24 protein-coding genes are annotated in these 21,178 nt (G+C 66.5%); 16 read left to right on the top strand and 8 right to left on the bottom strand.

All coding sequences use genetic code 11. The features are described from left to right. Position 1: 1 nt before the first annotated feature. Both AC6CHP_RS18395 and AC6CHP_RS18390 read right to left on the bottom strand, forming a co-directional pair. Positions 2–181: a hypothetical protein gene (locus AC6CHP_RS18395; protein WP_181405706.1), complete on the bottom strand. Its 180-nt coding sequence runs from the start codon at positions 179–181 to the stop codon at positions 2–4. A gap of 183 nt (positions 182–364) precedes the next feature. Next, complete coding sequence (locus tag AC6CHP_RS18390; protein ID WP_141000424.1) at positions 365–1,285, bottom strand: LysR substrate-binding domain-containing protein; 921 nt, start codon at positions 1,283–1,285, stop codon at positions 365–367. A gap of 312 nt (positions 1,286–1,597) precedes the next feature. Here AC6CHP_RS18390 and AC6CHP_RS18385 point away from each other — a divergent pair, with 312 nt between their 5' ends. The 12 genes from AC6CHP_RS18385 to AC6CHP_RS18330 all read left to right on the top strand — a co-directional run bounded on the left by AC6CHP_RS18385 (position 1,598) and on the right by AC6CHP_RS18330 (position 13,455). Further along, the gene (locus AC6CHP_RS18385) at positions 1,598–2,683 is read left to right on the top strand and encodes an ABC transporter substrate-binding protein (RefSeq protein ID WP_188731561.1); all 1,086 of its coding nucleotides are present in this window, start codon (positions 1,598–1,600) and stop codon (positions 2,681–2,683) included. A 49-nt stretch (positions 2,684–2,732) separates the two neighbouring features. Beyond that, positions 2,733–3,857 carry an ABC transporter ATP-binding protein gene (locus AC6CHP_RS18380; RefSeq protein WP_188731563.1) on the top strand — a complete coding sequence of 375 codons (1,125 nt, stop codon included), beginning with the start codon at positions 2,733–2,735 and terminating at the stop codon, positions 3,855–3,857. After that, positions 3,854–4,774 (top strand): ABC transporter permease, encoded by a 921-nt coding sequence (locus AC6CHP_RS18375; RefSeq protein ID WP_188731566.1) that lies wholly within the window; start codon positions 3,854–3,856, stop codon positions 4,772–4,774. The genes AC6CHP_RS18380 and AC6CHP_RS18375 overlap by 4 nt, the downstream gene beginning before the upstream one ends. A 2-nt stretch (positions 4,775–4,776) precedes the next feature. Further along, a complete protein-coding gene (locus AC6CHP_RS18370; RefSeq protein ID WP_498231467.1) occupies positions 4,777–5,607 on the top strand; it encodes an ABC transporter permease in 831 nt (276 codons plus the stop codon). A gap of 270 nt (positions 5,608–5,877) precedes the next feature. Then, positions 5,878–6,666, top strand: coding sequence for a LamB/YcsF family protein (locus AC6CHP_RS18365; RefSeq protein ID WP_188731569.1), 789 nt, complete (start codon positions 5,878–5,880; stop codon positions 6,664–6,666). A 1-nt stretch (position 6,667) separates the two neighbouring features. Beyond that, positions 6,668–7,399, top strand: coding sequence for a 5-oxoprolinase subunit B family protein (locus tag AC6CHP_RS18360; RefSeq protein WP_498231465.1), 732 nt, complete (start codon positions 6,668–6,670; stop codon positions 7,397–7,399). After that, entirely contained in the window at positions 7,396–8,409 is a 1,014-nt protein-coding gene (locus tag AC6CHP_RS18355) for a 5-oxoprolinase subunit C family protein (RefSeq protein WP_377195371.1), read from the top strand. Before AC6CHP_RS18360 ends, AC6CHP_RS18355 begins: the two co-directional genes overlap by 4 nt. Positions 8,410–8,464: 55 nt before the next feature. After that, on the top strand, positions 8,465–9,805 hold the full coding sequence (locus tag AC6CHP_RS18350; protein ID WP_188731574.1) for an MFS transporter: 1,341 nt from the start codon (positions 8,465–8,467) through the stop codon (positions 9,803–9,805). Between the two features lie 64 nt (positions 9,806–9,869). Further along, positions 9,870–10,619 carry an SDR family oxidoreductase gene (locus AC6CHP_RS18345; RefSeq protein ID WP_188731576.1) on the top strand — a complete coding sequence of 250 codons (750 nt, stop codon included), beginning with the start codon at positions 9,870–9,872 and terminating at the stop codon, positions 10,617–10,619. A gap of 36 nt (positions 10,620–10,655) precedes the next feature. After that, a complete protein-coding gene (locus AC6CHP_RS18340) occupies positions 10,656–11,600 on the top strand; it encodes a 2-hydroxyacid dehydrogenase (RefSeq protein ID WP_498231462.1) in 945 nt (314 codons plus the stop codon). Then, the gene (locus AC6CHP_RS18335; protein WP_498231460.1) at positions 11,597–12,367 is read left to right on the top strand and encodes an SDR family oxidoreductase; all 771 of its coding nucleotides are present in this window, start codon (positions 11,597–11,599) and stop codon (positions 12,365–12,367) included. Before AC6CHP_RS18340 ends, AC6CHP_RS18335 begins: the two co-directional genes overlap by 4 nt. Continuing rightward, complete coding sequence (locus AC6CHP_RS18330) at positions 12,367–13,455, top strand: L-idonate 5-dehydrogenase (protein WP_498231458.1); 1,089 nt, start codon at positions 12,367–12,369, stop codon at positions 13,453–13,455. The genes AC6CHP_RS18335 and AC6CHP_RS18330 overlap by 1 nt, the downstream gene beginning before the upstream one ends. Positions 13,456–13,523: 68 nt before the next feature. On the opposite strand, the gene AC6CHP_RS18325 is transcribed toward AC6CHP_RS18330, so the two are convergent. From AC6CHP_RS18325 to AC6CHP_RS18305, 5 genes are all read right to left on the bottom strand, one after another. Beyond that, a complete protein-coding gene (locus AC6CHP_RS18325) occupies positions 13,524–15,233 on the bottom strand; it encodes a DUF5671 domain-containing protein (protein WP_498231456.1) in 1,710 nt (569 codons plus the stop codon). Continuing rightward, on the bottom strand, positions 15,230–15,694 hold the full coding sequence (locus tag AC6CHP_RS18320) for an LpqB family beta-propeller domain-containing protein (RefSeq protein WP_188731583.1): 465 nt from the start codon (positions 15,692–15,694) through the stop codon (positions 15,230–15,232). Before AC6CHP_RS18320 ends, AC6CHP_RS18325 begins: the two co-directional genes overlap by 4 nt. Before the next feature lie 141 nt (positions 15,695–15,835). After that, entirely contained in the window at positions 15,836–16,240 is a 405-nt protein-coding gene (locus AC6CHP_RS18315) for an Hpt domain-containing protein (protein WP_188731585.1), read from the bottom strand. Positions 16,241–16,383: 143 nt separating this feature from the next. Continuing rightward, complete coding sequence (locus tag AC6CHP_RS18310; RefSeq protein ID WP_104189442.1) at positions 16,384–16,578, bottom strand: helix-turn-helix transcriptional regulator; 195 nt, start codon at positions 16,576–16,578, stop codon at positions 16,384–16,386. A gap of 3 nt (positions 16,579–16,581) precedes the next feature. Next, the gene (locus AC6CHP_RS18305) at positions 16,582–17,064 is read right to left on the bottom strand and encodes a hypothetical protein (protein ID WP_377195365.1); all 483 of its coding nucleotides are present in this window, start codon (positions 17,062–17,064) and stop codon (positions 16,582–16,584) included. Positions 17,065–17,200: 136 nt separating this feature from the next. Here AC6CHP_RS18305 and AC6CHP_RS18300 point away from each other — a divergent pair, with 136 nt between their 5' ends. The 4 genes from AC6CHP_RS18300 (at position 17,201) to AC6CHP_RS18285 (ending at position 20,229) form a co-directional block, all read left to right on the top strand. Next, positions 17,201–18,001 (top strand): oxygenase MpaB family protein, encoded by an 801-nt coding sequence (locus tag AC6CHP_RS18300; protein ID WP_498231453.1) that lies wholly within the window; start codon positions 17,201–17,203, stop codon positions 17,999–18,001. After that, positions 17,994–18,911 (top strand): DUF817 domain-containing protein, encoded by a 918-nt coding sequence (locus AC6CHP_RS18295; RefSeq protein WP_498231451.1) that lies wholly within the window; start codon positions 17,994–17,996, stop codon positions 18,909–18,911. Before AC6CHP_RS18300 ends, AC6CHP_RS18295 begins: the two co-directional genes overlap by 8 nt. After that, positions 18,908–19,705 carry a GNAT family N-acetyltransferase gene (locus tag AC6CHP_RS18290; RefSeq protein WP_188731593.1) on the top strand — a complete coding sequence of 266 codons (798 nt, stop codon included), beginning with the start codon at positions 18,908–18,910 and terminating at the stop codon, positions 19,703–19,705. Before AC6CHP_RS18295 ends, AC6CHP_RS18290 begins: the two co-directional genes overlap by 4 nt. 86 nt (positions 19,706–19,791) lie before the next feature. Continuing rightward, positions 19,792–20,229, top strand: a complete 438-nt coding sequence (locus AC6CHP_RS18285) for a VOC family protein (RefSeq protein WP_427115547.1) — start codon at positions 19,792–19,794, stop codon at positions 20,227–20,229. Between the two features lie 14 nt (positions 20,230–20,243). On the opposite strand, the gene AC6CHP_RS18280 is transcribed toward AC6CHP_RS18285, so the two are convergent. Next, complete coding sequence (locus AC6CHP_RS18280) at positions 20,244–21,128, bottom strand: helix-turn-helix transcriptional regulator (RefSeq protein ID WP_377195361.1); 885 nt, start codon at positions 21,126–21,128, stop codon at positions 20,244–20,246. Positions 21,129–21,178 lie beyond the last annotated feature (50 nt).

Raw genomic sequence — 21,178 nt, 5'->3', positions numbered from 1 at the left:
CCTATTGCGCCGGCAGCGGATACTCCGGCGGACCGAAGGCCGCATCCTCCAGGTACCAGACGGTGGACCCCCGGCCGCCGGCCGGCATGATGCTGCCTTCGAACACAAACACAGGCTCAACGGACCGGTCCTCGGGCCGCCAAAAACCATTGGCGGGGCAGTGGAATCCGGTTTTGGCCATCAAACCCGGGCTTTTACCCGAATTCCTCCCCAAGGTGTTTATCTTTTTCACGGCGCACTCCCATTGATCCGCACAAGAATTAATTCGCCGGAATTGTCCGGCTTTTCCTAGATTCTAGGATCGGGGGAGCGGGAATACTAAGACCAATGATGAGTGACGCGATAAGTGGAACCTATGGACCAGCTACCGTGAATATTTGCTGCTGAGCATTTCCTGCAGCATTTCCTTCACCACGAGCAGGACCGCGGACGCCGCCTCGGACAGCGGGTCATGATCGGGGGTGCACAGCGCAATCTTGCACTGCAACGCCGGATCCACAATGCGCAGCACCTGGAAGTCCTCCTCGTGGAACAGGGCGTCAGCAGCGGACTTGGGCATGATGGTGGCACCAAGATCGGCCCGCAGCAGCCGTGCGAGGGAGGGGACGGACTCCACTTCCCCCACCAGCCGGAGCTTCAGGCCCTTGCTGGCGAAGCCGGCCTCTACCGCCTGGCGCAGGGTGTGGATCTGCTCGGGCAGGAACAGCCCGTGGCGGGCCACCTCCTCAAGGGTGATGCCGCCGTCGGCCTGCTGCACCCCTGCCCTGCCCGCGTTGACTACGAAGTGCAGGTCCTCCACGATCATCGTGGTGAACTGCACGCCGCGGATAGGGCCGGGCTCGTAGATGAGTGCCATGTCCAGGCGGCCGTTCTTGATGGCCTCGCTGAGCACGCCGCCGTAGATTTCAGTGACGTGCAGGACGATGTCCGGGTACCGGCTGGCCACCTCGCTGATGATCCGCGGCGTCAGGCTTGAGGCCATGCTGTAGGGCGCGATCGCAATGGACACGCGGCCGGACGGTGCCGCCCCGGACTTGGCGACGTCCTGCCGTGCCTGGTCCACCAGCCGCAGGATGGACTGGGCATGCCGGTACAGCGTGTGCCCGGCGGCGGTGGGCTTTACCCCCTGTTTGCTGCGGATCAGCAGGCGCTGCTTGAGGTCGTTCTCAAGCGCCGAAACCTGCTGGCTCAGGGCCGGCTGGGCCACATGCAGCGCTGCCGCGGCCTTGGTGATGCTTCCTGAATCCACTATCTGCACGAAGTACGCAAGCTTCCGCGTATCCATGGCGCCTTCTCTCTTCGCGGCGTCCTGAACCCATAAAGGTCATAACCGGATGCTATGGAGGGATACGCAACTGGTCTTTGTGTGATGCATATCTCTGACACTAGGTTGAACCCAGAACGCTATTTCATGAGCAATTCATTCTAACCCCGGCCAGGCATGCGATTTAACGATGGCGTCAGACGCATTCTGCATAAAGCCGGTGTTTACCGGGATAGGCGTTTTCTTTTACATATCCGAAATATGCACTCAATAGCTTCAAAGCATCCAAAGATCCGCTACCAGCCCGGATTCTTCTTGAGAAAGAGACAGTAAATGCGAGCAACTATCAAAGGCAAAATGGCGGCCGTGGCCGCCCTCTCCGCAGCGGTTCTGGTCCTTTCCGGCTGCGGGGGCGGCAGCGAGGCAGCCGGCAGCGGCGGAAGCGCCACCTCGGGCGAGGTGAACCTCATCGCCTACTCGGGTGTCTGGCAGGACCAGTACACCGCTGCAGTAATCGAACCCTTCCAGGCCAAGTACCCGGACATCAAGATCAACTACGCCTCGAAGCGGTCCTCCGCTGAAATGCTCAGCGCCCTCCAGGGCCAGAAGAACAACCCCGCCACCGACGTCGCCATCATGGACAACTCCGTGTCCACCACCGGCAACAAGCAGGGCCTGTTCGAGAAGGTAGACGAGGAAAGCGTCCCGAACCTTGCCAACGTCCCGGAAAAGTTCCGGGACAAGGAAGGGTACGGACCCGTGGCGATGCTCGACGCCGTAGGCCTGGTGTACGACACTGCCACGTTCCCCGAGGCCCCGGACAGCTGGAAGGTGCTCTGGGACCCGGCCTACGCCGGCAAGATCAACGTCAACGCCCCGCCATCCCTGCTGGGCCTGTCCCTGACCGCCATCACCTCCAAGATGGAGGGCGAGGACTACACCCAGGGCATTGACTCCGCCGTGACCCGCCTCAAGGAAATGGCCCCTGGCGTCCAGACGTTCGCACCCAACCCGGACGAATACCAGAACGTCATTACCGGGCAGACCGTCCTTGGCCTTGGCCAGAACGCCCGCGGCCAGTTCTACAGTGACCAGAGCAACAAGAAGATGGGTGTCACCTTCCCCAAGGAAGGCACTGTCTACCAGATCAACACCATCAACCTGGTGAAGGACGCCCCGCACTCCGAGGCTGCCAAGACCTTCGTTGACTACGCACTGTCCGCAGAGGCACAGACGGCCTTCGCCAAGGCACTGTTTTACGCACCCTCCGTCACCAATGCGGAACTCCCCGCCGATGTGAAGGACCGCGTGGTTCCCACCGACGGCTCCCTCAACATCGTCCCGCTGGACGTCGAATTCCTGTCCTCGGCCCGCGACAAGTGGACCGACACCTGGAAGCGCCAGATCATCACCAACTAGCGCCTGCCGGCGCCCCCTCCCCAACTTCCCCTTCAGGAGAACTGAAACCGTGACTGAACCCAAACTGTCGATCGTTGATCTGACCAAAAGATACGCAGCAGATCTGGACCCCGCCGTCGACCGCCTGAACATGGAAGTTGAGGAGGGGCACCTGGTGGCACTCCTCGGCCCGTCCGGTTGCGGCAAGACCACCACCCTCCGGATGGTTGCCGGCCTCATGGACCCCACCGCCGGCTCCATCGTGGTGGACGGCAAGGAAATCACCCACACTCCGGTGAACAAGCGCGGCATGGGCATGGTGTTCCAGTCCTACGCCCTGTTCCCCCACATGAACGTGGAACAGAACGTGGCGTTCGGCCTGGAAATGCGCCAGACACCCAAGTCGGAGCAGAAGGCACGGGTGGCGGCCGCCCTGGACATGGTCCAGCTCGGCCACCTCGGCAAGCGCCAGACCAAGGAACTGTCCGGCGGCCAGCAGCAGCGGATCGCCCTGGCCCGCGCCCTGGTGGTGGAGCCCACCCTGCTCCTCCTGGATGAACCCCTGTCCAATCTGGATGCCAAACTCCGCGAAACCATGCGCACCGAAATCCGATCCATCCAGCAGCGCACCCGGGCAACCACGCTCTTCGTTACGCACGACCAGGACGAGGCCCTGGACATGGCCGACCGGATCGCCGTGATGAACGGCGGCCTGATCGAACAGTTCGGCTCGCCCACCGAGGTGTACGAGCGGCCCCGCACGCATTTCGTCGCCAACTTCATTGGGCAGGCCAACTTCCTGGCCGCCCGCGTCGGCGCGGAAACGGGACGGGCCAACCTTGCAGGCGAAAGCTACTACAAGGTGGACGTGGACGGCCTGGGCCAGTTCGGCGCCATCGGGTCCGCCGGCCTGTCAGGCAGCAGCCACGAGCTGGTCATCCGCCCGCACCGGCTCAATGTGTCCCTGCACCCCGGCGCAGCGCAGGCACCACTTGCCGGCACCATTGAACGGGTCAGCTACACCGGTGACGCCCTGGCCGTCGCGGTCCGCATCGGGGACCAGCAGCTGCACGCCCAGATGCTGACCAGCAGCGGCGACCTGCCCCGCATCGGAGACGCCGCGTACCTCTCCTGGGCGGCCGACGACGCCTATCTCCTCCCGGCAGCCGCCCAGCCGGAGAGGCTGGCAGCATGACGGTCCTGGAAGCCCCTGCCGCGCCGGAACGGCCCAAGGCCCAGGACGAGGGGCAGCTCGAACGGGCCACCGAGCGGCGCAACCGGCGTACCTACCTGGCGCTGCTGCTTCCGGGCCTGCTCGGCCTGCTGGTCAGCTTCGTTTTCCCGCTGGCGTACATGGTCCGGATGTCCTTCAACCAGGGCGCACCGGACGGTGTCATCGTTGAGACGTTCACCCTGGACACCTACATCCAGCCCCTCACCGACCCCTACTACTGGCGGGTCACGCTGGACACTTTCCAGATGGGCGTCACCGTCGGCATCCTCTGCGTCATCGTGTCCTACCCGGTGGCCCTCTTCCTTGCACGGAGTACCAGCAAATGGCGCGGCCTGCTCATCGCCATTGCCATCGCCCCGCTGCTCACCTCCGCCGTGGTCCGCACCTACGGGTGGATGGTCATCCTGGGAACCAACGGCCTGATCAACTCCTCGCTCGGCGGCCTGGGCCTGATCGACACACCCCTGAAGCTCACCAACAACATGACCGGCGTGACCATCGGCCTGGTGGAAATCTTCATGCCGTACGCGATCCTCGCCATGATCTCCGGGTTCGGCAGGCTAAGCCCCCAGCTGGAGGAGGCGGCCGGTTCCCTCGGAGCCAGCAAGTTCAAAGTGTTCACCCGGGTGACGCTGCCGCTGTGCCTTCCCGGCCTCCTGACGGCGTTCCTTTTGGTCTTCGTCCTCTCCATCAGCACCTTCATCACCCCGCGGCTCCTGGGCGGCGGCAGCGTGCAGGTGCTGGCCACCGAGATCTACGACCAGACCACCGGCCTGCTCAACTGGCCGTTTGCCGCCGCCCTGTCCGTCATCCTGCTGGTGCTCTTCGGCCTGATCATCGCCGTCTACCAGCGGCTCACCAAGAAAATCGGAGGCTGACCGTGAGCAGTGCCAACGCAAGCAGCGCCAAAGTCTTCACACCGCGCTTCAACCCCGCCAAACCCGCCTTCGGCGTGCTGGTGTTCCTGCTGTACCTGTTCCTGCTGGCACCGCTCCTCATTGTGTTTGTGGTGTCCTTCGCGTCCAACCAGTACCTGTCCTTCCCGCCGGAGGGGATCACCCTGAAGTGGTACGAGATGCTTCCGCAGGAAAGCACGTTCATGGAGGGCATGAAGGTCAGCCTGATCGTGGCCGTCATCGTCACGCTCATCGTCCTCGCGCTGGGGGTTCCGGCGGCGCTGGCGCTGGACCGCTTCGAATTCAAGGCCAAGGCCGCCGTGCAGTCGTTCTTCCTCTCGCCGCTGCTGATCCCCAGCATCGTCCTGGCGCTGGGCATGGTGCTGCTCTTCGGTCCGCTGGAACTGAACAACACCTACGCCGGCATCATCATCGGCCACGTGGCCATCACCATCCCGTTTGTCATCAGGACCACCCTGATGAGCCTGGCCACGACGGACACGTCCTGCGAGGCGGCTGCACGCATCCTGGGCGCCGACTCCTGGACGGTCTTCCGCCGCGTGACCCTTCCCATTATCCAGCCGGGCGTGATCGCCGGCGGCGTCATCGCCTTCATCGTCTCCTTCGATGAAGCCGTGATCTCACTGTTCGTGGCCGAATCAGGCCTGCCAACCCTCCCCGTGCAGGTGCTGAGGTATGTGGAAAACTCCGCGGACGCCGCCGTCGCAGCCCTCTCCGTGATCCTCATCCTCATCTCGCTTGCCGTGGTGGTGGTCGTGGAACGCGTCATGGGACTGCGAAAAGCCCTGCGCTGACTCCTCCTGCCCCTACAAAACAGCCCTGCCCGGTCCGCACCAGCGGGCCGGGCAGGACGCCGTCCACAAGAGGCACAGGTCATAACCGGCACCTATCCCGTGACACCGATTACGTCTTTGTGTGATCAAAGTCCCGGTGCCAGACTTTTTCTACAAGCCCGGTAAACCGGGCCCGGACCCAAGCCCCATCCGGCTGGTCCACAGAATCCGCTTCCGGCAGCTGCCGCTTCCCCTGGCCAGCGCCGCGCCACCACCCCAAGGAGGGCTCACATGGGACCCATCGTTGATCTCGTTGCAGATCTCGGAGAAGGCTTCGGCACGTACTCCATGGGCGACGACGCGGCCCTCCTGGAAGTAGTGTCCAGCGCCAACATCGCCTGCGGCTTCCACGCAGGGGACCCGGACATCATGAACACCACGGTCGCCGAGTGCGTGCGCCGCGGCGTCAGCATCGGTGCCCACCCCAGCTTCCCGGACCTGCGCGGCTTCGGCCGGCGCGCCATGGACCTCACCGCTGACGAAGTCCGCAACGACGTCCTGTACCAGTTCGGAGCCCTCGGCGCCTTCGCCGCCTACCATGGCGCCGCCGTCGCGCACCTCGCACCGCACGGCCGCCTCGGCAACCTTGTAGCCACCCGGCCCGACTATGCCGAAGCCGTTGCGGACGCCGCCGCCCGAGTCAGCCCGGACCTCATTGTCCTGGCCCAGGACGGCGAACTTGCAGACGCCGCAAAAGCGCGCCAGCTGCCCGTGGGCATCGTGGGCATCGCAGACCGAGCCTACGAGGCGGACGGCACCCTGGTGCCACGCAGCCGCCCGGGCGCCGTCATCCACGATCCCTCCGCCATCGTGGACCGCACCATCCGGATGGTCTGCGAGGGCCTGATCGAAACTGTCGCCGGAACCGACCTGCCGATCGTCGCCGACACCATCCTGCTCCACGGGGACACCCCCGGCGCGGTCCAGCTGGCGCGCCGGGTGCGCGCGGAACTGGAGCGCGCAGGCGTGACCATCGCCCCGCTCGCCCAGGTCCTGGCCGCCAAAGTGGAAGCCGCCTGACATGCCCGCCACTTCCACACCAGCGCTGCCTCCGGTGGAGGTCTTCGAATCCGGGGACGCTGCCCTGCGCGTCGTCGCATCGTCAGCGGACCGGGAGGCCAACTGGGCCACCGTCCATGCCCTTGCCGGGTGGCTGGACGCCGCCGGAGCCGACGGCGTCCACGGCGCGGTACCGACGTACGACTCCCTGCTCGTGGAATTCGACCCCGGCGTTACCTCCGCCCGCCAGGTCCGGGCCTTCGTACTGCTGGGCCTGCGCCAGCTCGAATTCACCGGCGCGCCCGCCCGCGCGCCCCGCGAGTTCAGCGTCCCGGTGGTCTACGGCGGCGAGTACGGACCCGACCTGGAACGTGTCGCTGAACAGCAGCAGCTGTCCGTCGAGGAAATCATCACGCTGCACACGGCCAAGTCCTACGTGATCCGGTGCCTGGGCGCACCCGCCGGTTCGCCCATGATGGACGGCCCCGACTTCCCGCAGCCGGTCCCGCGTCTTAAGGACCCCCGGCTCTCCGTCCCTGCCGGAGCTGTGTCCGTGGCCGGCCGCCAGGCAGTGATCGCCCCCGCGGCCGCACCCGGCGGATGGTGCGTCATCGGCCAGACACCGCTCACCGTCCTCGACGCAGCGGCCGAACCGCTGGTTCCCTACGTCCCCGGCGACGTGCTGCGGTTCCACCGGATCCCGCCGGAGGACTTCGCCACGTACGACGGCCGGAAACTGGAGGCAGCACGATGAACGGCTCCCTGGTCATCCAGCAGCCCGGCAACTCCGTGGTCACGGACCTTGGCCGCTTCCGGGGACCCCGGTTCGGGCTGCCCGTGAACGGCGCGCTGGACCAGTTCTCGGCCCGGGCGGCGAACATCCTCGCCGGCAACGCGGACAACTCCCCGCTCCTGGAAATCACAGCCCTCGACTTCCGGATGCGCGCCACCACGGACATCCTGATCGCCGTCACGGGAACGCCCCTGCACCTTACGGTGGGCGGGCGCGAGTGCCAGCAGTGGGAGCCGGTATCCGTGCGGGCGGGGGAGACAGTGGCGCTGCGCCGGCTCGACGGCGGCCTCCGGGCCTACGTAGCGGTCCACGGCTCAGTGCACGCGCCGGTCCTCCTGGGCAGCTGCGCGCCGGACACCGTCGTGGGATTCGGGCTTCGGCTCACGGAAGGCACGGAACTGAGGACCTTCAAGAGCGTCCCGCCCATCCGGCAGCCGTACTTCGACCTGCCGCTGTTCCGCCTCGGCCTGACCCGCCCGGAGTTCCACAGCACCGCAGTGGTGGAAGTGACGGACGGCCCCGATGTGGACGAATTCGGCGGGACCGCGGACCTGCTCTACAGCACCGAGTACACCGTCAGCGGCCGGAGCAACCACATCGGGCTGCGGCTGGGAGGGGCACTTCCGGAACGCCAGTCCACCGCCGAGGTGCTGTCCAGGGGAGTCCCGGTCGGAGCCATCGAGGTGCCTTCCCGGGAGGAACTCCTGGTTCTACACCGTGGACGCGGGGTAACCGCCGGCTACCCCGTCCTGGCCGTGGTGACCAGCCGCTCGCTGGACGTCCTGGCGCAGGCCCGGCCCGGCCACAAAATCACGTTCCGCAAAACCACCGTCCCGGAGGCAACAGCGAAACACCGGGCAGCGCTGAGGGAACTGGAAACCCTCCGCTCCACGGTGGGCACCGTGTTCTCCCTCCTCGGCGTGGGCGGCCCCCCGGGCCCGCCCCGGCTCGCACCCGCCGCCGGAAGCTGAAGACTCTCGCTTCCCCCGAAAAGCATTGTTACCATCCCCTTAAGTAAGGAACGCCATGTCCACCTCAACGCATGCGGCCCAGCCGCACCAGGAGCGGCTCAGCAGCAAGCAGACCCGCAAGGTCGTCACGGCCGGCTGCGTCGGCATTTTCGTGGAACTTTACGACAACGGCATCTTCGCCTTTATGGCCGGAACGCTTGCCCTCGTCTTCCTGGCCCCTGGAAACCCGGACAACGCACTCCTGTTTGTCTTCGCCGGCTACGCCGTCTCCTTTTTCGTGCGCCCCCTCGGCGCCGTCGTCTGCGGTTACCTCGGTGACCGGATTGGGCGGCAAAAGCTCCTGGTGTTTGTCATCCTGCTGATCAGCGTTGCGACCGCGGGCATCGGCCTGCTGCCGCCGTACGCGGCCATCGGCGTCGCGGCCCCCATCCTGCTCGTGCTGCTCCGCATGCTCCAGGGTTTTTCCGTTGGCGGTGAAGCTGCAGGCGCAATGACCTTCCTCGCCGAGCACGCCCCCGAGGGCAAGCGCGGCGTCATTACCTCCTACGCCCAGATTGCCTCGTTCGCAGCCCTCCTGACCGGCACCCTGGTTGCCTACTCCATGTCCCCCTGGCTCACCCAGGAAGCGATCGACGGCGGCGGCTTTGGATCGTTCGCTTGGCGTATCCCGTTCCTGGTGGCCATCCCCATGGGCATCATCGGCTGGTACATCCGCAAGGCCATCAGCGATACCCCCAATTTCGAAAAGCTCAAGGAAGAAGGCGGGCTCTCGGCCAACCCGCTCAAGGAGGCTTTTGCCTCGCCCGAGCACCGCCGTGCCATGCTGCTGGCACTCTTCATCCCGCTGATGAACGGTTCCGGCTACTACGTCCTGTTCTCCTACATGCCCACCTTCCTCAAGGGCAAGCAGCTGAACTTCACCATCGGCGAGGCGCTGCTGGTCACCGCCTGCAGCCTGGTGGTCATCTGCATCGCCATTCCCTTCATGGGCGCGCTCTCGGACCGCATCGGCCGCAAGAAGGTCATCGCCGGTTCCGCCATCGCCATGGCCGTCCTGGGCATCCCTTCGTACGCGCTGATTGCCACTGGCGAGATGGCACTGGCCATTTTGGGCGCCTCCATCATGGCAGTGGTCTTCGCCGGCCACACGGCAGTCATCCACATCCTCATCGTGGAGCTCTTCCCCACCCGTGTCCGGTACTCGGCCTACGGCCTGGGCTACAACATCTCCTCGGCACTCTTCGGCGGCACCGCGCCGCTGCTGATGACCTGGCTCATCTCCTCCACCGGCAACATCTACATGCCCGCGTTCTACGCCGTGATCACCGCGCTGGGCACCCTTGCCGCGGTCAGCACGGTCAAGGACCGGGCGCACCTGCCGCTCCGCGACGCCTGACTTTTCCACTCCCGAATTTCCGCTACCTGCGCAGCACTGTGCTGCACCTTCCTAGGAGACCTCCATGTCCTTTTCCGATTACTCAACGGCCCTGGTCACCGGTGCCTCCACCGGCATGGGCGCCGCGATCGCCGAACGCCTAACCAAGCGCGGACTCACCGTCCACGCCCTGGCCCGCAACGAGGACCGCCTGAAGGAACTCGCGGACAAGACCGGCGCGGTGCCCCACGTGGTGGACCTGACGGACACCGCGGCGCTGGCCGCCGCCGTCGGGAACCTCCAGGTGGACGTCCTGGTGAACTGCGCCGGAGTCTCCCGGCCCGGCAACATCCTGGACTCCAGCGAAAGCGACATTGACGAACTCGTGGACGTCAACCTCCGGGGACTGCTGCAGCTGACCCGGCTGGTCCTGCCCGGCATGGTGGAACGCGACCTGGGGCACGTCATCAACGTCAGCTCCATCGCCGGCACCTACAACTTCTACGGCCACACGGTGTACCACGCCACCAAGGCCGCGGTGCACCAGGTCTCCCGGCAGCTCCGCAACGACACCGTGGGCAAGCGCATCCGCGTCACCGAAATCTGCCCTGGACGCGTGGAGACTGAGATCTTCGGCCGGAACATGGGCGGCACCCCGGAGGCGATGGAGGAGGCGTGGAAGACCTACTACGAGGGTTATGAATCGCTCACCACCGATGACATCGTCAACGCCATGGATTACGCCATCGAAACACCCCGGCACGTGAATGTTGGCATGCTGGAGCTTATGCCCACCTTCCAGGTCCCCGGCGGCCTGACTTTCGACCGCCGCTAGCCCCAGCACTCCCGCCCCAGATTGATAGGTCTTCCCATGCAAACAGTCCGTACCGTCAGCTTCCCCGACCAGCAGCTCCTCGACGATCTCTCACCCCTACCCGGAGGGCTGCAGGGAGTGGTCTGGGACCTGGAGACAGATCCCGACGACGGGACGCTGGCTGAGATCGACGGCGTCATCCTGCCCTACATCAATGCCGGCGCTGTCCTGGGATCCCTCGCCAAGGTACCCGGCCTGAAGTACGTACAGACCCAGTCCACCGGATACGACGGCGTGATTGAGGCTGCCGGGCCGGCCGCAGGCGTGGCGAGCGCGTCCGGAGTCCACGCGGCGGCGACGGCGGAGCTCGCCATCGGGCTCATCCTGGCCAAGCTGCGCGGCATCGACCAGGCGGTCCGGGACCAGCAACACGGCCTCTGGCGGCCGGAGCGGCGCCAGTCCCTGGCGGACCGGCGGGTGCTGCTTGTGGGCGTGGGCGGGATCGGGCAGGAGGTGGCCCGCCGGCTTGAGCCGTTCGAAGTCACCGTCACCCGGGTGGGCAGTTCGGCCCGTGCTGATGAACACGGCGAAGTCCACGCATCCTCGGAACTGACAGCGCTGGCCGCCACGCACGACATCCTGGTGTCGGTACTGCCCCTCACCGGGCACACCCACCAGCTGATCGGCGAAGAGGTCCTGGCTGCCCTGCCGGATGGCGCCCTGGTGGTGAACGTAGGCCGCGGCTCCGTGGTGGACACCGCAGCCCTGACCAAGGAGGTCCTCTCGGGGCGCCTGCAGTGCGCCATCGACGTCGTCGATCCCGAGCCCCTGCCGCAGGACCATCCGCTCTGGTCCGCGCCCAACGCGATGATCACGCCCCACGTGGGCGGCAACGCCTCGGCGTTCCAGCCGCGGATCCTCAAACTCCTCCGCAAGCAGCTCGAGGCGCTCGCCGCGGGCCAGTCCCCGGCCAACCTGGTGCAGGCAGGTCCTTTCGCATGAGTTCACTTTTTGACCTGACCGGGCGGGTTGCGCTGGTCACCGGTTCCAGCCGCGGTATTGGCAATGCGCTGGCGCGGGCACTGGCCGACGCCGGGGCCACGGTGGTGTTGAACGGGCTCAACGAGGAGCGGCTCAAGGATGCCGCGGCAGCCATGGCTGCCGGCTTTGCGCCCGGGCGGGTCCACAGCGTCGCGTTCGACGTGACGAGCGACGCCGAGGCCGCCCGCGGGGTTGCTTGGGTGGAGGAGCACGTGGGGCCGCTGGAGGTCCTGGTGAACAACGCGGGCATCCAGCACCGGGTGCCCATGCTGGACCTGGACGTGAAGGACTGGGAACGGGTGATTTCCACGGACCTGACCAGCGCCTTCCTGGTGGGACGCGAGGCGGCACGCTTCATGATCCCGCGCGGGCACGGCAAGATCATCAACATCTGTTCCGTGCAGACAGACCTTGCCCGCCCCACCATCGCCCCTTACATCGCGGCGAAGGGCGGGCTGCGGAACCTGACCCGTGCCATGACGGCTGAATGGGCGGCGTCCGGGCTGCAGATCAACGGGATCGCTCCGGGGTACATCCACACGGAGATGACCCAGAACCTGGTGGACGATGAGCAGTTCAACTCCTGGATCCTGGGCCGCACCCCGGCCAGCCGGTGGGGGACAGTGCAGGACCTTGCCGGGCCCGCCGTGTGGCTGGCGTCGCGGGGATCCGACTTCGTCAACGGACAGACCATCTTTATCGACGGCGGAATGACGGTGGTGGTCTGATGGCAACGCCACCAACGCCTACAAACACAACCCTTCCGGTAACCGGCCCGGCCGTAGTGGCCCATGCCGCCAACGATCTCCGGATCGACGAGGTGCCCCTCGCCGCTCCCGCCGCCGACGAAGCCGTCATTGAGGTGCACTACGGAGGCATCTGCGGCTCGGACCTTCACTACTGGCTGCACGGGGCCGCCGGTGAATCGATCCTGAAGGCCCCCCTGGTGCTCGGGCATGAGATCTCGGGGACCGTGGTCCGGGCCGCAGCAGACGGAACGGGACCTGCCGCCGGTACTCCGGTGGCAGTCCATCCGGCAACGCCAGGCCCCGGTGCTGCACGGTATCCGGCGGACAGGCCCAACCTTTCGCCGGGCTGCACCTACCTGGGCAGCGCCGCGCGGTTCCCGCACAAGGACGGCGCGTTCAGCCGGTACGTGAACCTCCCCACGCGGATGCTCCGGACGCTCCCGGAGGGCATCAACCTGCGCACCGCGGCCCTGATCGAGCCCGCCGCCGTGGCGTGGCACGCCGTGGCGAGGGCGGGGAACGTTGCCGGCAAGACCGCGCTGGTGATCGGCAGCGGCCCCATCGGAGCCCTGGCCGTGGCGGTCCTGAAACGCGCCGGCGCTAGCCGGATCACCGCCGTCGACATGCATGACAAGCCGCTGGACATCGCCAAGGCCGTTGGGGCGGACCAGGTGCTCGCCGCCGGTGATGCCGAGGCGATCGCCGCCGTCGAGGCCGACGTCGTGATTGAATCCTCCGGCAACCACCACGGCCTCGCCTCCGCCATCCAGGGCGCAACCCGCGGCGGCACCGTGGTGATGGTGGGGCTGCTGCCTACCGGTCCGCAGCCGGTGCTGATCTCCCTGGCCATCACCCGGGAGCTGGAGCTCAAGGGTTCCTTCCGCTTCAATGACGAGATCGACGACGTTATTGCTGCCCTGGCAGACGGCTCACTGCAGGTCGATCCCGTCATCACGCACGAATACCCCGTCGGGGAGGCCCTGGAAGCCTTCAGCGTGGCGCGCAATTCGGCCGAGTCCGGGAAAGTGCTGCTGAGCTTCGGCGAAAACCACCCAGCCTCCGCCTAGAGTTTTTGTCCAGATATGCAGGGACAAGTGCCGCCGCTGGAGCCTGCAGATCTGGACACAAACTCCCGCTATTTTGGCGGGCTGTGCAGGGGGATGACTTCCAGCGTGCCGTGCCCCACGAGTACCAGTACGTGCTGCGCCGTGACTCCGTCCAGGGCGGCCGCCACCTGGCCCACCGTTTCAGCCGGCGCTTGAGAAGCTGCCCGCACTGAATCTGCACCGGCCGCCGGAAGGGCCGGGCCGCCGTCGTCCGCCCGCAGCCAGACGGTGACCCTGGCACCGCCCGTGGCCTCGGCAATGCCCCGTGCCACGGCCTCCGGGTCCGCGTGCTGCCCCATAACCAGGGTGAGCTGCTCGATGGTCCGTTTCCTGGCTGGCTGGGCGGCCGCGAGGAGGGTGCGGTCGTGCCGCCACAGGGCGAAGTGGTACCCGGCCACCAGGGCGGCCGCCACCAGGAGCCCGAACGGTGCACGGATGCGGTCCAGGAGGCTGCCGCCCGTGACGTCCCCGAGCAGGAACTCGAAGACCCGGTAGCCGATCACCAGGAGCGTAATGAGTGCCACCACGGCGCTGACGCCAAAGAACGCAATGAGGTACACGCGGCGTCCGGGCGGGATGGCCTCGGCAGCCTGCGGCTGGTTCCGGGGCTTCCACGCCAGCCACCAGACGGGCCCGCCGACCAGGAGGGAACTGATGCCGCCAAGGAGCAGCGTGCGTGTTGCCCCTCCCGCCAGCGGGGACACGGCAGCTGCCAGCAGTGAGTTCACCACAACGCCCACCCCGGATGCCGAAGCCGCCAGGGCAACCGCGGACGTCACCAGGAGGCTTGCACGCATGGTGGCGGGGGACCGGCGGATGGACGCGGTGCGGTGGTAGCGCCACACCAGGGCCCCCACGAGTGTGGCGGCCACGGCCGGAGCCAGCGGCTCCAGCAGTTCGTTCATGGGATCGTCGCGGTCGAAACCCAGCCGCAGGAACACAAACAGGACCACGCCGGCCCCGCCGAGGGCGGTGATGCCGGCCGCGAAGACGCCGACGATGATCATGATGCTGTCAACCAGGTTGGTCTGGAAGCGGCGCCCGCCTTCCCGGAACCAGTGCCACCACCAGACCACGGTTCCGCCCGCCGCCCACACCAGCGAACGGAGCACCGGGTACCACCAGGGCTCAACGGTCACCGTCAGGGGGAAGCCGCGGACAGCGACGTCGAGCAGGCCGCTGAGCGCCGCGATGCCGGCACCGGCGCCGAGCAGCAGGCCAAACACTGAGCCGACGACGGCCCTGACGTCGTCCAGGTGGACGGTGGGCTTCCGGGGGTGCTTCCACATCCACCGGTGCCACGCCCAGATGGCCGCCCAGACGACGGCGTTGGCAAGCGCCGGTGCCCAGTCACTGTCCCGCCGCCCGATGACTGACGCCGCCATCCCCAACAGCGAGGTGGTGAAGATGATCAGGGAAACCCCGTACATGGCGGTGATGTAGAGGCCCCACCCGGCGGACCTGCGCTCTGCCTCGTCGTCCAGCCTGCGCCACACAAACCACCACAAAAGCAGGGCGAGCGGACCGCCAATCAGGGTGAAGGCCAGGGACCGGGCGAGTCCGGCCACATCCGTGGATGCCAGCACAGCCCCTGACGTGAACAGCCGGTCCAGCAGTCCGCTGAGGCCACTGGCGGCGATCACCACCAGCGCGAAGAGCAGGGCGTACTGGATGAGCCGGCGCAGCGTCACCTGGGCGAGTCCCGCCGGCAAAACGGTCATGCCTGCCGGGGCGCTCATGGTTTGACCTGTGTTCCGGTGCATGCCATCAGCTGGTACGGCGCCTGGCTGATCTTCCAGTCTCCGTCCGCCCTCACCAGGGAGAAGATGTCTTCCATCTCGTACTCGGAGGGGCCGAAGGGGCCGTCCTGGGACGAGTTGACGATTGAGACCCGCACGGTGGCTGACTGGTCCCGCTCCGACGTGGACACCAGGACCACCCGGGCGGGCCGGGGCTCACCGAAATACGATCCGCGGCAGATGGTGCGGGCGGAATCCGTGAGGTATGTTTCGGCAGTTGCGAGGTCGCCGTCGATCACTGCGGAGCTGTACCGCTGGACAACTCCGGCCGGGCTGGCCTCATCGAGGGGTTCCGGATCTCCGCGGGAGAACACCACGGCGAGGGCCACCACCACCAGCAGGCCGATGACCCCCAGCAGCACGAGGAGGATCCGGTCCGGTTTTCGCGCTGCATCAGTCATGGCGCCAGTATGCACTTTCGGCACGACATTTGCTGGTGTCTTTCGGCCCGAGTTGCCGCGTACGACGGCGGGCTGGGCCGCCGTCGTGCGCTTGCTGTGCCAGGGCGCCCAACTGAGTCCGCCGGACACAGTGCCGTCGGTTCAGGGACCCTTCCTCAGGTGGTCCTGCAGGACATACATGGTGCGCTGGGCGCACTGCTTGAGCCGCCGCAGGTGCTCCGCCGCAAGCCGGGGCAAAACCACGGCCGGGTCGGCGGTCCTGGCTTCCTCCCGCAGCGACTTTTCAAGCTCCAGGGCCAGCGCGGCGAGCCTCTCCGCCCCCACCATCTGGCTGGAGGTCTTGAGGCTCAGGACCGCATCCATGGCACCCGGCAGGTCCCCGGTGGTCAGGGCAAGCCGTACCTTTTGCAGCCTCTGGGGCATCTGCGCGATGAAGGCCTCCACGAAGACCTTCCACACGCCCTCCTCATCGTCGAGTTCGTCGCGCAGCCGCTCCAGCACTGCGGGGTCCAGGAGGGGCGGGGCATAACCGTCCGGCTGGGTCATGTCGGTGCCTCGATGCAGCCCATGAGCCCCCTTGCAGCCGGAGTGCCCGCGGTGATGCCCGCGGTCTTTCACAGGACGCTACGGGCACCAGGGATGGAGGGCACGAGTGGCGGGTACTCGATTTTCTGCGGGCGTTGCTCGTGCTAGCTGCCGGGCGTGAAGATGTCCTCGATGGTGCAGCCGAAGAGTGATGCCAGGCGGAAGGCCAGGGGGAGGGACGGGTCGAACCGGCCCTTCTCGATGGAAATGACGGTTTGCCGCGATACTCCCAGCGCATCGGCCAGCTTTTGCTGCGACCAGCCATGCTCCCTGCGCAGTTCCGGAAGGGTGTTTTCCAATGGCTACCCTCGCCTCCTGTTGACGGTGTAGCGCACTCCCGCGGACAGCATTCCCACGACGCTTACGGCCAGCAGGCCCACGGACCCCTCAATTTCAAGGGGCGTCAGGAAGAGTACTGCTGTTCCGAGGCCGGAAAAGATCAGCAGGTCGTGGAATGCTCCTGCTGCGGCATTGTCATACCAGCGCGATTCCACGGATTCCTCCGGGCGGGAGGCCGCGCCCTCCAGGGAATCCCGGTCAACAAGGAACGCCCAGGCGAGTGCACACATGGGCAGGACCATGAGGGCTGCCACGATGGCGGCACCCAGCAAAGGCTGCTGCGGAGCAAAGCCTGCCAGGGCGGCAGCTGCCGCGATCAGCGCGGCGAGAAGGATCCCCAGGGGGATGGCGGGCATCATGGCCGGTACGGTGCGGGTGCCAAGCCGGGCCCGTCCCCAGGCGGTGCGCACCGGATTCCCTGCCGCACTGTTCTTGTTCTCCGTCATGTCAGGCCCCCAGTTCTTGTCGGTAATCGATGCCTCCAGTGTAAAGCGAGCTTGACTGTAAAGTAAACTTGTCCATGGCGGCGGGCTGCTGTAGCGGGCCGGGGCTCCCGTCCGGTCCCTCCGGTACCCTGAGGGAATGGTGCGGGAACTTGCGGACTTGAACGCGGAGGTCATCCTGCTCGCGGGAGCGGGACGGGCCATCCTGCTGCAGCTTGCAGACCCCGGCGTGGGCCGCGGCGTCGCAGAGCACAGCACGTTCACGGACCGCCCCATCAACCGGCTCAAGGGCACCCTGACCTACGTGTACGCCGTCACCTACGGAACTGACGAGCAGGTCAAAGAAGTCCGGCGCAGGGTGAACCGAGCCCACGTTCCTGTCCGCCGGGATGCCGATCACGAAACGCCCGGCTACAACGCGTACGACCCCGAACTGCAGCTGTGGGTCACGGCAACGCTCTACGACACCGCCCTGGTCATCATCGAGAAAATCTACGGCCCGCTCGACGACGAGTCCGCCGACGCCATGTACCGGGACTACGCGAAGCTGGGGACGGCCCTGCAGCTTCCGCCGGACATGTGGCCGAAGGACCGTGAAGCGTTCGGCCGGTACTATGACGCACGCATGGCCGGCCTCCGGGCGAGCGACGCTGCCATCCGCGTGGGCCGCGGACTCCTCTATCCACAGCATGCAGCACTCTGGTACCGCACCATCATGCCAATCGCCCGGTTCCTCACGGCCGGCCTCCTCCCGGACCAGCTGCGGAACGACTTCGGCCTGCCGTGGAGCGGGCGCCATGAGCGCCGCTTCCACCGCACCATGAAAGCCCTCGCCGTGGCATATCCAAAGCTGCCGCAGCGGCTCCGTCACTGGTTTAAGAACTACTGCCTCTCCGAGCTGGACACTTTCTCCCGCCGGGCAGGGCGCGCCAGTGCTTAGCTCCACTCCGCTGGAGGCGCGGCTTGACGAGCAGGCGCGCCGTTTCCTGGCCAGCGCCCCTTCCAGCCGCGTCCGGCCAAAGCTCACCGAATTCGTGGTCTTCGGCCTGAAGCAGGGCTGGGCCTGCATCTTTGGCGCCACCCTGCTCGCGGTGCTGATGGCCGCGCGGCTCTGGTACCCGGACGGGGCCGCACTGGCCAGGAACGACTTCCTGACCCTCGCCGCGGTGATGATCCAGGTCCTTATGGTCGCCTTCAGGCTGGAGACCCTAAAGGAGCTGCGGGTCATCATCCTGTTCCACCTGGTGGGTACGGTGATGGAGCTTTTCAAGACCGACGCCGGCTCCTGGTCCTACGAGGCCGAGGGCGTCCTGCGGATCGGGGCGGTCCCGCTCTTCAGCGGCTTTATGTACGCGGCCGTCGGGTCCTACATGGTCCGCGTCTACCGGCTGTTCGATCTGAGGTTCGCCCGCTATCCGCGGCGCTGGATCACGGCGGCCGTGGCTGCGGCCGTTTACGTCAATTTTTTCAGCCACCACTACATCTGGGACGCACGCTGGGTGCTCCTCGCCGCCGTCGTGATTGTCTTTGGCCGGTGCGTGATGCACTTCAGGGTGTTCAGGAAGCACTACAGGATGCCGCTGCTGATCGCCTTCCTGCTGGTGGCGCTGTTCATCTGGGTGGCCGAGAACATCGCCACCTGGTCCGGCGCCTGGCTGTATCCCAGCCAGGTGGACGGCTGGCAGCCCGTTGGGTTGGAGAAGCTCGTGGCCTGGTTCCTGCTGATGATCATTTCGGTGGTGCTGGTGGCCTGGGTCTACAAACCGCAGCCGCCTGCGGAGGCAACCCGGGACGGGTCGGCGCCGGCCAAGCACTCCGTCCCGGCGGCCACCAGTAAGCACGCGGAATGAGTGAATCGGCACGGTTCCTGGCTGCCTACGATGAACAGCTGCGCACGGATGCCGAGACGCCCGGCGCCGTCTCGGTGAACAGGCGCGGGCCGTTGCTCCTGGCGGCATTCCGGGACGGCCGCGGCTTTGTGACGTACCGGGATCTTGGGGATGCCGGCACTGATACTCTCCGCCGGCTGGTCCGTGAAGCGGTGGACTACTTCCGGTCTGATCCCGGGATCACCCGGGTGGAATGGAAGACGCGCAGCCATGACCACGCCCCCGGGCTGCATGAGGTGCTGCTGGCGCACGGCTTTGCCCCTGATCCGCCGGAATCCATCATGATCGGCGGCGCGCAGGCGCTCAGCGTTCCCGTGCCGCTCCCCGATGGGGTGGTGGTGCGGCAGGTGGTGGACGGGCCGGATGTCCGGGCGATGTGCGCCATGCAGGATGAAGTCTTCGGCGATCCGGTGTCCGACGGGATGGCCGATGCCCTGCTGCACCGGCTCTCACTGGGTGACGGGATGCAGCTGTGGGTGGCCGAGGCAGACGGCCGGATTGTCAGTGCCGGCCGCCTCGAACCCGTGGAAGGCACCGCCTTCGCCGGGATCTGGGGCGGCGCCACGCGCCCGGAATGGCGCGGCCGCGGGATTTACCGGGCTTTGACCGCCCGCCGGGCACAGTCGGCCCTCGGCCTGGGTAAAACACTCATCCACAGCGATTCGACCGAGTTCTCACGGCCCATTCTGGAGCGCTCCGGGCTGGTCAAGGTCTCCAGCACCACGCCTTACCGCTGGCGGCGGGAGACCAGCTGAGCGCCACCGTTCATGCAGCGCTTCACAGCAGGACAGGCGATACAGTCTTCCCAATCGTTCCCGCGGGCCGTCTGTATGCTGGGCGAATGACTGCACCCCAGATCTATGTCAGCTTCCCCGGCACAGCCCGCGAAGCGCTGAGCTTCTACGCGGACGTTTTCGGGGGTGAGCTCTTCCTGCACAGCTATGAGGATTTCGGGCGCAAGGACGGACCACCGGATGCCATAGCCCATGGAGTGCTCAAGGGCGTCGTTGCCGTAGCGGGTTCGGATGCCGCGGAAGGGCAGAACAGTGTCCGCCTTCAAGGGGTGATGCTCTCGTTGCTGGGGACCGCCGAGCCTGGGGTCCTCCACGAGTGGTTCGACAAACTCGCCGTAAACGGCCGGGTGGTGGACCCGCTCGGTCCCAAGCCCTGGGGCGCATCGGACGGCCAGGTTATCGACCAGCACGGCCTTCACTGGCTCGTTGGCTACGAATCCGGACTTGAGCCGGCGGACCCCGTCCAGGAGGGACAGCCCGCCTAGCTTCGCAAGCCCGCCTAGCCCCGCGCGTTCGCCTGCGCCAGCTCCGCGATGTTCTCCGTCACCGCCCAGGAGGCCAGGAGCTTCAGGGCCTCCTCGGATGGGCTGCCGGGAGTGGCAGGGTAGACCGTGAGGGAGTGCCCGGGGTCCTCCTCCAGGCCCAGGACCTGGTAGTTCAGTTCCAGGAGCCCCACTACGGGGTGCTGGAAAAACTTGGTCCCGGAATAGTGCCGCCGGACGTTATGGGCGGCCCACCGGGTGCGGAACTCATCGCTGCGCATGGATAGCTCGCCAATCAGTTCCGCAATGCCCTTGTCATGCGGGCTGCGGCCGGCCTCGCGCCGCAGGATGGCCACGTTGGCGCTCGCCGCCCGCTCCCAGTCGGTGTAGAAGTTATGCGCCCTGGGGTCCAGGAAGATAAACCGTGAATGGTTGGCCGGCCGGGCGGGCCCCCGGTACATGTCCGAGTACAAGGCGTAGCCGAGGGTGTTGGCGGCCACGATGTCCATCCGGTTGTTCCCGATGAAGGCCGGCGCCCCGGTAATGGTGTCCAGGAGGTACCGCAGTTCGGGCCGCACGCCTGCCGGAACCGGGGCGGAGGCACGCTTCCGGCCGGACATGTTGGCGGTCCTGGCAAGGTCGTACAGGTGATCGTGTTCGGCGCGGTCCAGCTCCAGCGCCCCGGCGATCGCGTCCAGGACGCTGTCTGAAACACCCGAGAGGTTCCCGCGTTCCAGCCGCGTGTAGTAGTCCACGCTGACGCCGGCGAGCCGGGCCACTTCCTCCCGGCGCAGTCCGGGCACGCGCCGCCGCCCGCCGTACGGTTCAATGCCCGCCTGTTCCGGGGTGATGCGCCCCCGGCGCGTGGAGAGGAATTGCCGTACCTCGGCTCGGTTATCCATACAGGACACGTTACGACGAAGCAGGAGCCCTAAGGGTAGGACTGCCAGAA

Source organism: Pseudarthrobacter sp. GQ63 (assembly GCF_059758765.1).
This window is presented reverse-complemented; position numbering and strand designations above follow the sequence as displayed.